Below are 12,597 nucleotides of genomic sequence, written 5' to 3' on the forward strand. Positions count from 1 at the left end.
GGGAGTGCCCGACATGAAGAATCCGAAGCGAGGTTCGATCACCTTGCTCGCCGGCGCGATGCTGCTGGCCAGCTCGGCCGCCTTCGCCAACGTCGAGCCGGCGGCCAAGCCGGTGACCACGGCCAAGGAACTGCAAGAGGCCAAGACCTACACCGTCAGCAGTGCGCCGACCGCGCCGCTGGAGCTGGAAAAGCCGAAACTGCCGGACACCTCCGGCTACACGGCCGAAGCCATCGCCGCGAAAATCGTGCGCACCAAGGCCGGCAAGGTCAGCGTGCGCCGGATGATGCAGGAAAACGCCTTGAAGGATTTCATCGGCGGCGATAACAAGATGGCTGAATGGGTGGTGCGTCAGCACGGTATCCCGCAGGCGATCTTCATCGACGACGGCTACATGAACCTCAAGGATCTGGCGAAGAAACTGCCCAAGCAATACTTCAGCGAAACCTCGCCGGGCGTGTACCTGGCGAAGTTGCCGATTGTGGTCGGTGAGAAAGGCATCCTCGAAATCGACAAGCAGACCCAGGAATTGCGCCTGTCCCAGGAGGCCGGTTCGTTCCTGGTCAACGACGGCCAGCTGTTCGTGCGTGATACCAAAATCACCGGCTGGCGCGAGAAGGACAACGGCCCGGCGACCTTCAAGTCGGCGAAGGAATTCCGCCCGTTCCTGCTGGCCTGGGGCGGCACCCAGACTTACATCGCCAACAGCAAGATGGCCAGCTTCGGCTACGCCAACAGTAAGTCCTACGGCGTGAGTATTTCCCAGTACACGCCGAACATGGCCAAGGTGCTCAAGCGTCCCGAGCCGAGCGGCTGGATCATCGGTTCCGAGTTCTCGGACATGTGGTATGGCTTCTACTGCTATGAAACCCGCGACTTCGTGGTCAAGGGCAACACCTACAAAGACAACATCGTCTACGGCATTGACCCGCATGACCGTTCACACGGTCTGATCATTGCCGACAACACGGTGCACGGGACCAAGAAGAAGCACGGGATCATTATTTCCCGTGAGGTCAACGACAGCTTCATCTTCAATAACCGCAGCTACGACAACAAGTTGTCGGGCCTGGTGATCGACCGTAACAGCGTCAACAACATCATCGCCTACAACGAGATCTACCAAAACCACACCGACGGCATCACCCTCTACGAGAGTGCCGACAATCTGTTGTGGGCCAACAAGGTGATCAGCAACCGTCGCCACGGCATTCGTATTCGTAACAGCGTGAACATCCGCCTCTACGAAAACCTCGCGATGGCCAACGGTCTGACCGGTGTCTACGGCCACATCAAAGACCTGAGCGACACCGACCGCGACATCAAGCTCGATCCGTTCGACGCCCAGGTGTCGTTGATCATCGTCGGCGGCGAACTTGCCGGTAACGGCAGTGGCCCGCTGTCGATCGACTCGCCGCTGAGCGTCGAGTTGTATCGCGTGTCCATGCTCGCCCCGACCAAATCCAGCGGCATCAGCTTCAACGGGATTCTTGGCGAGCGCCAGGATGAAATTCTCGACCTGCTGGTGCGCCAGCAGAAAGCCGTGCTGATCGACCCTGTCGAACGCCAGACCGAAATGCAGGACTGAGGATAATTTTATGCACTCACACTTGATCAAATTACTCAGCCTGTCGGCCCTGACCGCCGGCATTCTCGCGGCCAGCGGCGGCGTTCGTGCAGACGAGATCCAGGCGCCAAAATTCGACGCCGAGCCGTGCTGCAACCTGTGCCCCGAAGCCCACGACGCGAAGAACTACACCACGCGTTATCAGCAGAACTTCACCACGCTGGTGCAGGCTCAGGGCGACTGGCTGTTCCGTACGCAAGAAGACTTGCGCACCGAATTCGACACCACACCCGCCGGCTACAAACGCATGAAAGAACTGCACGATGCGTTCAAAAGCAAAGGCGTTGAACTGGTCGTGGTTTATCAGCCGACCCGTGGCCTGGTGAACCGCAACAAGCTCAATCCGGAAGACAAGGCTAAATTCGATTTCGACAAGGCGTTGAAAAACTACAAGACCATGCTCGGGCGTTTCGCCGCCATGGGCTACGTCGTGCCGGACCTGTCGCCGCTGACCAACGAGTCGCTGCCCGACACCCTGCCCGCCCACGATTTCTACTTCCGCGGCGACCAACACTGGACGCCGTATGGTGCCCAGCGCACAGCGAAAATCGTCGGTGAAAAAATCAAGCAGCTGCCTGAGTTTGCCGGTATTCCCAAGCGCGAATTCGAGAGCCATAAGTCGGGTCGCATGGGCAAGACCGGAACATTACACAACATGGCCGGTCAACTCTGTGGCACTAGCTACGCGGTCCAGTACATGGATCAATTCACCACCGAGCCAAAGGGCGAAGCGGCCGATGGCGACCTGTTCAGTGATGCCGGCAATCCGGAAATTACCTTGGTCGGCACCAGCCACAGTGGCAAGAACTACAACTTCGCCGGTTTCCTCGAAGAGGCCATCGGCGCTGACATTCTCAACGTGGCGTTCCCCGGCGGTGGCCTGGAAGGTTCGATGCTGCAGTACCTGGGCAGCGAAGAGTTCCAGACCAAACCACCGAAGATTCTGATCTGGGAATTCTCGCCGCTTTACCGCCTCGACCAGGAAACCATCTACCGCCAGATGATGGCGCTGCTGGACAACGGTTGCGAAGGCAAGGATGCACAGATGTCCGGCAGCAAAACATTGAAGCCGGGCAAGAACGAATTGATGGTCAACAGCAAAAACCTGAACCTGCAAAACAGCAGTCACCAGGTCGACATCCGCTTCGCCGATCCGTCGGTGAAAACTCTGCAAGCCACCCTCTGGTACATGAACGGTCGCCACGAGGACATCAAGATCGAGAAACCGGAAACCTCCGACACCGACGGGCGTTTCGCTTTCGAGTTGCGCACGGACGAAGACTGGGCCTCGCAGAATCTGCTGGCCGTCGAAATCCAGGGCCCTGAAGCAGGCGCCGCGCCACAGAAAGTCGAAGCGAAAATCTGCAAACGCAACGTATTCCCGGGCGCTGGGCTGAACACTGCTCAAGCCGGGCAATGAGGCAACTATGCAAACCCGAACTTTGAAAAGATTTCTCGCGCCGTCCCTGCTGACGCTGGCGATGTTCGCCGGCGCCACCCAGGCCGCCGCGCCGCTGCGTCCGCCACAGGGCTACTTCGCGCCGATTGAGAAAGTCAAAACCGGCGACAGCAAAGATGGCTGTGACGCGATGCCGACGCCGTATACCGGCTCGCTGCAATTTCGCAGCAAATACGAAGGCTCTGACAAGGCCCGTTCGACCCTGAACGAGGTCTCGGAAAAAGCCTTCCGCGAAACCACCGCCGACATCACCAAGATCGAGCGCGGCACCAGCAAGCGCGTGATGCAGTTCATGCGTGACGGTCGCCCGGAACAACTCGAATGCACGCTGAACTGGTTGACCGCGTGGGCCAAGGCTGACGCCTTGATGTCCAAGGACTTCAACCACACCGGCAAGTCCATGCGCAAATGGGCATTGGGCAGCATGGCGTCTTCCTACATTCGCCTGAAGTTCTCCGACTCGCATCCGTTGGCTAACCATCAACAGGAATCGCAGTTGATTGAAGCCTGGTTCAGCAAAATGGCCGATCAGGTGGTCAGCGACTGGGACAACCTGCCGCTGGAAAAAACCAACAACCATTCGTACTGGGCTGCGTGGTCGGTGATGGCAACGTCCGTCGCCACCAACCGCCGCGACCTGTTTGACTGGGCCGTGAAGGAATACAAGGTCGGCGTGAATCAGGTCGACGCCGAGGGTTTCCTGCCGAACGAGCTGAAGCGCCAGCAACGTGCCCTCGCCTATCACAACTACGCCCTGCCACCACTGGCGATGATCGCCAGTTTTGCGCAGGTCAACGGTGTGGATTTGCGCCAGGAAAACAACGGCGCGCTCAAACGCCTGGGTGATCGCGTGCTCGCCGGGGTTGAAGACCCGGACGAATTCGAGAACAAGAACGGCAAGGAACAGGACATGACCGACTTGAAAGTCGACTCGAAATTCGCCTGGCTCGAACCGTTCTGCACGCTCTACACCTGCTCGCCGGAGGTGCTTGAGAAGAAGCACGAGATGCAGCCGTTCAAGACCTTCCGCCTCGGGGGTGACCTGACCAAGGTCTACGACCCGGCCAGCGAGAAAGGCAAAGGTTCGTAGGGCCAGAACCACCCTGTAGGAGCTGCCGAAGGCTGCGATCTTTTGATCCTGATCTTTATTACAAAGATCAAAAGATCGCAGCCTTCGGCAGCTCCTACGGGGTCAGTGTCAAGTTGGGAATTTGTGTGATGCCTCCCCGGTTTTCGTGGGGGGGGTTTGGGGGGGCTGCGGCCCTTGACTGTTGGTTAAACATGGAGAGATCCGGATGGTATTTTCATCCAACGTATTCCTGTTTCTGTTCCTGCCGATCTTTCTCGGCATGTACTACCTGAGCGGAATACGCTATCGCAACCTGCTGCTGCTGCTTGCCAGCTATGTGTTCTATGCCTGGTGGCGTGTCGACTTCCTCGCGCTGTTCGCCGCCGTCACGCTGTGGAACTACTGGATTGGCCTCAAGGTCGGTGCCGCCGGCGTCCGGACCAAACCCGCCCAGCGCTGGCTGCTGCTCGGCGTGGGCGTCGACCTGTGCATCCTCGGCTACTTCAAGTACGCCAACTTCGGCGTCGACAGCATCAACGCGATGATGACCTCGGTCGGTCTGTCACCGTTCATCCTGACCCACGTGCTGTTGCCGATCGGTATCTCGTTCTACATCTTCGAGTCCATCAGCTACATCATCGACGTCTACCGCGGTGACACCCCGGCCACACGCAACCTGATCGACTTTGCCGCGTTCGTGGCGATCTTCCCGCACCTGATCGCCGGCCCGGTGTTGCGTTTCCGCGACCTCGCCGACCAGTTCAACAACCGCACGCACACCCTCGACAAGTTCTCCGAAGGTGCCACGCGGTTCATGCAGGGTTTCATCAAGAAGGTGTTCATCGCCGACACCCTCGCGGTGGTGGCCGATCATTGCTTCGCCTTGCAGAACCCGACCACGGGCGATGCCTGGCTCGGTGCGCTGGCCTACACCGCGCAACTGTATTTCGACTTCTCCGGTTACAGCGACATGGCCATCGGCCTGGGCTTGATGATGGGTTTTCGCTTCATGGAAAACTTCAAGCAGCCGTACATCAGCCAGTCGATCACCGAGTTCTGGCGGCGCTGGCACATCAGCCTGTCCACCTGGCTGCGTGACTACCTGTACATCACGCTGGGCGGTAACCGCAAAGGCACGTTGATGACCTATCGCAACCTGTTCCTGACCATGCTGCTCGGTGGTCTGTGGCACGGCGCGAACATCACCTACATCGTGTGGGGTGCGTGGCACGGCATGTGGCTGGCAATCGAAAAAGCCCTGGGCCTGAACACCTCGCCGCGCAGCATCAATCCGATCCGCTGGGCGCTGACCTTCCTGCTGGTGGTGATGGGCTGGGTGATCTTCCGCGCGGAAAACCTGCACGTTGCCGGCCGTATGTATGGCGCGATGTTCAGCTTCGGCGAATGGTCGCTGTCGGAACTCAACCAGGCCAGCCTCACCGGTTTGCAAATCGCAACGCTGGTGGTGGCTTACATGACCCTGGCGTTCTTCGGCATCCGTGATTTCTACAGCAACCTGCCACCGGAAAAGACCAAGCCTGCGGTCAACGTCGAGGCCGATGGCCCTGCCGCTGCGACCCCGGGAATGATCAAAGCCGTACCGGGCGACAACCCGGCCAGCATCCACGAACCGGGCTACACCGTTGGCGTTGAAGCCACCGTGCAACCGGCTTACTGGACGGCGGACTGGTCGCGTTACGTGATGCGCACGCTGGTACTGGTGCTGTTCATCGCCTCGATTTTCAAACTCTCGGCGCAAAGCTTCTCGCCGTTCCTTTACTTCCAGTTCTGAGGGATCTGACCATGACCCGCTCATTACGCATCTTCTACATCGCCCTGTTCCTGGTGACCCTGCTGGTCCTGGGCCTGTGGTCGACGCGCAGCTTCTTCGGCTTCAGCACCAACGCCGATGCGACCGTGCTCAACGGCCGCTGGGCCAAGGCTGTCGAAACGCACTACGACGACGAGTTCCCGATCAAACGCCTGGGCACCAACCTCTGGGCCGCGCTGGACTTCAAACTGTTCAACGAAGGTCGTCCGGGCGTGGTGCTCGGTCGCGATCAGTGGTTGTACAGCGATGAAGAATTCAACCCGATCGTCAACGAAGAATTGAACCTGCAAGGCAACTACGCGCTCGTAGAAGGCGTGCGTCAGGAATTGAAAAACAAAGGCGTGAAACTGGTGATGGCGATTGTGCCGGCCAAGACTCGCCTGTATCCGGAACACTTGGGTGACGTGAAGCCTTCGAGCATTCACGCCAACCTTTATGAAGACTTCCACGCTCGCGTGGCGGCCAACAAGATCATCGCGCCTGACCTGCTGATCCCGATGCAAAAAGCCAAGCTCGACGGTCAGCAAGTGTTCCTGCGCACCGACACGCACTGGACCCCGGAAGGCGCGCAAATCGCCGCCGAGACCCTGGCCAAAACCATTGCCGACAAAACCCCGCTCAGCGGCGAGCCTCAGCGCTTCGTCACCGAGCAGGCAGAGACAGTGACGCACAAGGGTGACTTGCGCCTGTTCCTGCCGCTGGATCCGCTGTTTGAAAACCTGATGCCGGCCACCGAGCCGTTGCAGAAGCGCAACACCGTCGTCGCTGACGATCAGGCCGCGGGTGACGACGCATTGTTCGCCAACACGGAAGTGCCGGTGGCCCTGATCGGCACCAGCTACAGCGCCAACCCTAACTGGAACTTCGTCGGTGCGCTCAAAGAAGCGCTGCGCAGCGACGTGGTCAATTACGCCGAAGACGGCCACGGCCCGATCCTGCCAATGCTCAGCTACCTGAAAAGCGATGCTTTCAAGAACAGCCCGCCACAGGTGCTGATCTGGGAGTTTCCTGAACGTTATCTGCCTGTGAACAACGAAATCGGCGACGCCGACCCGCAGTGGGTCGCAGAGCTCAAAGAAGCTGGCGCCCGCCAACAAAACGTAGCCGCAAACACCAAATCCGAGACGCCCGACCGGGCGCAAAACTGAAAGAGAGGTACACCATGACTTTCACTACAACTCCTCGCCGTCTCGCCGCTCGCTCCTTAAAAGCAGTCGCACTCGTTGCAGGCATGAGCGTATTGTCGATGTCCGCCTTCGCTGGCGACGCCGCACTCTACGGCCCGACCGCACCGAAAGGTTCAAGCTTTGTACGTGTCTATAACGCCGGTAACGCTGAAGTCAGCGCCACCGTCGGCAGCACCAACCTGGCCGAAGTCGCGCCGCTGTCCAGCACCGACTTCAGCTTCATGCCGGGCGGCGACTACAGTGCCAAGGTCGGCAGCCAGACCCTGCCGGTGAAACTGGCCGGTGATCACTATTACACCCTGGTCAACAACGCCAGCGGCGCGCCGCAACTGATCGAAGAGCCGCCGTTCAAGAACAAGCAGAAGTCCCTGGTTCGCGTACAGAACCTGAGCGACAAGGCCCTGACCCTGAAAACCGCTGACGGCAAGACCGAAGTGGTGCCGTCCGTGGCGGCCAAAGGCCGTGGCGAGCGTGAAATCAACCCGGTCAAAGTCAGCCTGGCGCTATACGATGGCGCAACGAAAGTCGGCGACGTGAAACCGGTTGCCCTGGAACGCGGTGAAGCCGCGGTGCTGTACGTCACCGGCAAAGGCAGCAGCCTGTCGCCAGTCTGGGTAAAACGCCCGGTTTCGACGCGCTAAACAATTTTTCTGAAGGCTCAATCCACAGGACTGTGATGGTGAACACACGGTCCCTGTAGGAGCTGCCGCAGGCTGCGATCTTTTGATCTTTATCGATTTCAAGAACGCAAAGATCAAAAGATCGCAGCCTTCGGCAGCTCCTACGGGAGAGATAACCAGCCTTTGGACACGGAACAAGAACAAGAGTGAAACGACAGAACGCAGTAGCTCTGACCCATACGATTTTCAAGGAGTAACAACATGATTCCGGTGATCTTGTCAGGTGGTAGTGGCTCACGTCTTTGGCCGCTTTCGCGTAAGCAATTCCCCAAGCAATTCCTCGCCCTGACCGGCGAACACACGCTGTTCCAGCAAACCCTGGAACGCCTGGTGTTCGAAGGCATGGACACCCCGATCGTGGTCTGCAACAAAGACCACCGCTTCATCGTCAACGAGCAGTTGGCTAACCGTAAACTGGAAACCCAGCGCATCCTGATGGAACCGTTCGGCCGCAACACGGCGCCGGCCGTGGCCCTGACCGCGATGATGCTGGTCAATGAAGGTCGCGACGAGTTGATGCTGGTGCTGCCGGCCGACCACGTGCTGGAAGACCAGAAAGCCCTGCAACGCGCCCTGGCCTTGGCCACCGTGGCTGCCGAAAACGGCGAAATGGTGCTGTTCGGCGTGCCGGCGACCAAGCCGGAAACCGGCTACGGCTACATCAAGTCGACCAACGACTCGCTGCTGCCGGAAGGCGTCAGCCGCGTCTCGCACTTCGTCGAGAAACCGGACGTGAAACGCGCCACCGAGTTCGTCCAGTCCGGCGGCTACTTCTGGAACAGCGGCATGTTCCTGTTCCGCGCCAGCCGCTTCCTTGAAGAGCTGAAAAAGCACGATCCGGACATCTACGACACCTGCCTGCTGACCCTTGAGCGCAGCGAGCAAGACGCCGACACCGTGACGATCGACGAAGCCACTTTCGCCTGCTGCCCGGACAATTCCATCGACTACTCGGTGATGGAAAAAACCCAGCGCGCCTGCGTCGTACCGCTGACCGCCGGCTGGAGCGATGTCGGTTGCTGGGCGTCGCTGTGGGAAGTGAACGACAAAGACGCCAACGGTAACGTCACCAAAGGCGACGTGGTCATTCAGGACAGTAAAAACTGCATGATCCACGGCAACGGCAAACTGGTGTCGGTGATCGGCCTGGAAAACATCGTGGTGGTCGAAACCAAGGACGCCATGATGATCGCCCACAAGGACTCGGTCCAAGGCGTCAAACAGATGGTCAACACCCTCAACGAACAGGGCCGCAGCGAAACCCAGAACCACTGCGAAGTCTATCGTCCGTGGGGCTCCTACGACTCGGTGGACATGGGCGGCCGCTTCCAGGTCAAGCACATCTCGGTCAAACCGGGCGCGTGCCTGTCCCTGCAAATGCACCACCACCGCGCCGAACACTGGATCGTGGTCAGCGGCACCGCCGAAGTGACCTGCGACGACAACGTGTTCCTGCTGTGTGAGAACCAGTCGACTTACATTCCGATTGCTTCGGTTCACCGCTTGCGTAACCCGGGCAAGATTCCACTTGAGATCATTGAAGTGCAATCGGGCAGTTATCTGGGTGAGGACGATATCGAGCGGTTTGAAGATATCTATGGTCGGTCGACGCCGATCGAGCGTGGCGTGTCGGTGAAAACCATCGCGCAGTAAGCGTTCCTTAGAACAAGAAGCCCCCGTCCAGCCCGCTGCGTTCCCTATCCGCAGCGGGTTGGGCGGGGGCTTTTTTTGAGATCAAAAGATCGCAGCCTTCGGCAGCTCCTACAGGGTTTTGTTTACACCGGCAGGAGCTGCCGAAGGCTGCGATCTTTTGACTTTGCTCTTCCCATCGCCAACCTCACCCACGCTTAGGTAGGATGACCTTCTCCCCTCCCCGAGGTTGTAGGTCATGTTCATCGGCGTTCTGCTGGTCATCACCTGGTTGATCCTGTTGCTTCGACACCCGGCCAAGGCCCTGCCCGTCTCTGTCGCGGCCGCCATTGGCCTGGGCCTGGTAGCGACGTGGGTGATCTGGATGGACAACCGCGAGGTCAAGCAACTGGCACGTCTTGAATTGCGTATCGCCTATGCGCCGGAGCACTGCCCGGCGGATCGCCCCTTGAAGCTGACCATGAACAACGGCAACGATGTGCCACTGACCGAATTGCGCTGGCGTGTCGCTGCTTACGCGCCGGGCGATACAGTCAATCTGGCCGACAATCAATACGCCGCACCGCGCTATCGTGGGCCCGGTGAATTGCAGGCCGGGGCGAATTGGGAAGATTGCTTGCCGATACCGCCGCTGCGTCCCGGTTACCGTCCGCAAACCCTGGAGTTTCGCGCCGAGCGTTTGCAGGGTAGTTTCTCCGACTGATCCCCCTTCTCTTTTTTGCACAAGGACCGCGCCATGCCTGTTGCGTTGATTACCGGTTGTTCCAGCGGCATTGGCCGCGCCTTGGCCGATGCCTTTAAAAGTGCCGGCTACGAAGTCTGGGCCAGCGCGCGCAAGGCTGAGGATGTGGCTGTGTTAGCCGCCGCCGGTTTCACCGCCGTGCAACTGGACGTCAACGACGGCGTGGCACTTGAACAGCTGAGCGCGCAAATCAACCAGCGGCATGGCAGCCTCGATGTACTGATCAACAACGCCGGTTATGGCGCGATGGGACCGCTGCTGGACGGGGGGGTGCCGGCCATGCAGCGTCAATTCGAAACCAACGTGTTCGCCATCGTCGGCGTGACGCGTGCACTGTTTCCGCTGCTGCGCCGGGCCAAAGGGATTGTGGTGAATATCGGCAGCGTCTCGGGTGTGTTGGTCACGCCTTTTGCGGGCGCCTATTGCGCGTCGAAGGCCGCGGTGCATGCATTGAGCGATGCGTTGCGCATGGAGCTGGCGCCTTTTGGCGTGCGGGTCATGGAAGTGCAGCCCGGCGCTATCGCTTCCAGTTTTGCCAGGAATGCCGGCGCAGAGGCGGAGCAATTGATCAGCGAACAGTCACCGTGGTTTCCGTTGCGCGAAGGCATTCGGGCAAGGGCCAAGGCGTCTCAGGACAACCCGACGCCGGCCAGTGAATTCGCCGCCGGGTTGCTCAAGGCTGTGCAGCAGGACAAACCGCCGCGGCTGGTTCGTCTGGGCAATGGCAGCCGGGCGTTGCCGCTGTTGGCGGGGTTGCTGCCTAAAGGACTGCTGGAGTCGGGGTTGATGAAGCGATTTGGGTTGAACGGGCAGCTTTGAAACCGCGGCGGCCCCCATCGCGGGCAAGCCCGCTCCCACAGGATCTCCGCGTTTTTGAAATCAACGCTCAACCTGTGGGAGCGGGCTTGCACGCGAAGGCGCCAGTCCAGACACTACAAAATTTCCAGGGAACAACCATGACCGATTACACCAAATACTTCGACGAAGTCATCCAGGCCCACGTCGCCATTGAACAATGGCTGGCCGAGGAACGGGACGCGTCCGAGCTCGAGCAACTGCTGGCGCGCTTTTCGGCGCAATTTACCATGGTCTCGCCGCTGGGTCGGGTACTGGATTTTGCCGCGTTGAACGAGTTGTTCACAATGGCGGGCGGCAAGAAACTGGGGTTTCGGATCGAGCTGTCCGAGTTGCGTGGCATCGCCTTGCATGACGCGGGTGCAACCGTCAGTTATCGCGAACAACAGACTGATGCGACCGGATTGCACTCGGATCGGCGCTCGACCGTGGTGTTTGAGAAGGTGGATGGCAAGATTCTCTGGCGGCATCTGCATGAGACGTTTTGCAAGGAGTGATTTTTTACCGGTCCAATGACCGAGTCGCCCTCATCGCGGGCAAGCCCGCTCCCACAAGGTTCTCTGGGTGGCCTGGATAGCATTCACACCAAAAATCCCTGTGGGAGCGGGCTTGCCCGCGATGAGGGCGACTCGGTCTGAGGTTTATTTAACGACGACGGTGCAGGTTATCCCCGCTGCCAACAGCACCCCTTCCGGCACTTCATCAATGTGAATCCGCACCGGCACCCGCTGGGCCAGGCGTACCCAGTTGAAGGTCGGGTTCACATCCGCAATCAGCTCGCGACTTTCAGGGTTATCCCGGTCGTAAATCCCGCGAGAAATACTCTCGACGTGTCCCTTCAGCACTTCCCCACTCATCAATTGCATGTCGGCCTGATCGCCAACCCGCACATGCGGCAGTTTGGTTTCCTCAAAAAAGCCGTAAACCCAAAACGAGTTCATATCGACCACGGCCATTTTCGCTTCGCCGATGCGTGCGTAATCACCGCGATGCACGTTGAGGTTGGTCACGTAACCGTCCACCGCCGCTCGCACTTCGGTGCGTTTGAGGTTGAGTTCGGCTGCTTCCAGTTGCGCCTGGGCGTGCTGGTAATCGGCGAGGGCCGAGTCGGCGATGTTGCTCGCGTCGTCGCGGTTTTCTTTGGAGATCACCAGTGCATCCAGGTCGGCGCGGCGATGGGCGTTGACCTTGCGCATCGCCCAGGTTGCCTTGCGCGAAGCCACCAGCGACTGCGCCTGTTTGACCGCAATGCGGTAATGCTCGGGGTCGATGCGCATCAGCAGATCGCCCTTTTTCACCAACTGGTTGTCGCGCACCGGCACGTCCACCACTTCACCGGTGACGTCGGCGGCGACGTTGATGATGTCGGCGCGCACCCGGCCGTCGCGAGTCCACGGCGTGTCCATGTAATGCACCCACAGGGTCCGACCGATCCATATCGCAAGAGCCAGCACCAGCAAAGTCGCGAGCAGGCTGAAGAGCTTTTTCATCGTGGTG

The 12,597-nt window shown here is 59.3% G+C and carries 11 protein-coding genes; 10 read left to right on the top strand and 1 reads right to left on the bottom strand.

The window, feature by feature from the left end; genetic code table 11:
• The first annotated feature begins 13 nt into the window (after positions 1-13).
• The 10 genes from algG to F8N62_RS06360 all read left to right on the top strand — a co-directional run bounded on the left by algG (position 14) and on the right by F8N62_RS06360 (position 11,597).
• The gene (algG, locus tag F8N62_RS06310) at positions 14-1,588 is read left to right on the top strand and encodes a mannuronan 5-epimerase AlgG (protein ID WP_150710136.1); all 1,575 of its coding nucleotides are present in this window, start codon (positions 14-16) and stop codon (positions 1,586-1,588) included.
• Positions 1,589-1,598: 10 nt separating this feature from the next.
• Positions 1,599-3,047: an alginate O-acetyltransferase gene (locus F8N62_RS06315; RefSeq protein WP_150710137.1), complete on the top strand. Its 1,449-nt coding sequence runs from the start codon at positions 1,599-1,601 to the stop codon at positions 3,045-3,047.
• A 7-nt stretch (positions 3,048-3,054) separates the two neighbouring features.
• Positions 3,055-4,176, top strand: a complete 1,122-nt coding sequence (locus tag F8N62_RS06320) for a mannuronate-specific alginate lyase (protein ID WP_150710138.1) — start codon at positions 3,055-3,057, stop codon at positions 4,174-4,176.
• Positions 4,177-4,381: 205 nt separating this feature from the next.
• On the top strand, positions 4,382-5,947 hold the full coding sequence (locus F8N62_RS06330) for an MBOAT family O-acyltransferase (protein ID WP_150710139.1): 1,566 nt from the start codon (positions 4,382-4,384) through the stop codon (positions 5,945-5,947).
• Between the two features lie 11 nt (positions 5,948-5,958).
• Positions 5,959-7,134 (top strand): alginate O-acetyltransferase, encoded by a 1,176-nt coding sequence (locus F8N62_RS06335; protein ID WP_150710140.1) that lies wholly within the window; start codon positions 5,959-5,961, stop codon positions 7,132-7,134.
• Between the two features lie 14 nt (positions 7,135-7,148).
• Positions 7,149-7,814, top strand: a complete 666-nt coding sequence (locus tag F8N62_RS06340; protein WP_150710141.1) for an alginate O-acetyltransferase AlgF — start codon at positions 7,149-7,151, stop codon at positions 7,812-7,814.
• A 240-nt stretch (positions 7,815-8,054) separates the two neighbouring features.
• The gene (locus F8N62_RS06345; RefSeq protein WP_150710142.1) at positions 8,055-9,506 is read left to right on the top strand and encodes a mannose-1-phosphate guanylyltransferase/mannose-6-phosphate isomerase; all 1,452 of its coding nucleotides are present in this window, start codon (positions 8,055-8,057) and stop codon (positions 9,504-9,506) included.
• Between the two features lie 235 nt (positions 9,507-9,741).
• The gene (locus F8N62_RS06350) at positions 9,742-10,206 is read left to right on the top strand and encodes a multidrug transporter (RefSeq protein ID WP_150710143.1); all 465 of its coding nucleotides are present in this window, start codon (positions 9,742-9,744) and stop codon (positions 10,204-10,206) included.
• 33 nt (positions 10,207-10,239) lie between these two features.
• Positions 10,240-11,064 (top strand): SDR family oxidoreductase, encoded by an 825-nt coding sequence (locus F8N62_RS06355; RefSeq protein ID WP_150710144.1) that lies wholly within the window; start codon positions 10,240-10,242, stop codon positions 11,062-11,064.
• 137 nt (positions 11,065-11,201) lie between these two features.
• Positions 11,202-11,597 carry a DUF4440 domain-containing protein gene (locus F8N62_RS06360; RefSeq protein WP_150710145.1) on the top strand — a complete coding sequence of 132 codons (396 nt, stop codon included), beginning with the start codon at positions 11,202-11,204 and terminating at the stop codon, positions 11,595-11,597.
• A gap of 144 nt (positions 11,598-11,741) precedes the next feature.
• Here F8N62_RS06360 and F8N62_RS06365 read toward each other — a convergent pair whose 3' ends face one another.
• Positions 11,742-12,590 carry an HlyD family secretion protein gene (locus F8N62_RS06365; RefSeq protein ID WP_150710146.1) on the bottom strand — a complete coding sequence of 283 codons (849 nt, stop codon included), beginning with the start codon at positions 12,588-12,590 and terminating at the stop codon, positions 11,742-11,744.
• Positions 12,591-12,597: the final 7 nt, after the last annotated feature.

The organism is Pseudomonas fluorescens (assembly GCF_902497785.1).
Taxonomy (GTDB): Bacteria; Pseudomonadota; Gammaproteobacteria; order Pseudomonadales; family Pseudomonadaceae; genus Aquipseudomonas; species Aquipseudomonas fluorescens_BO.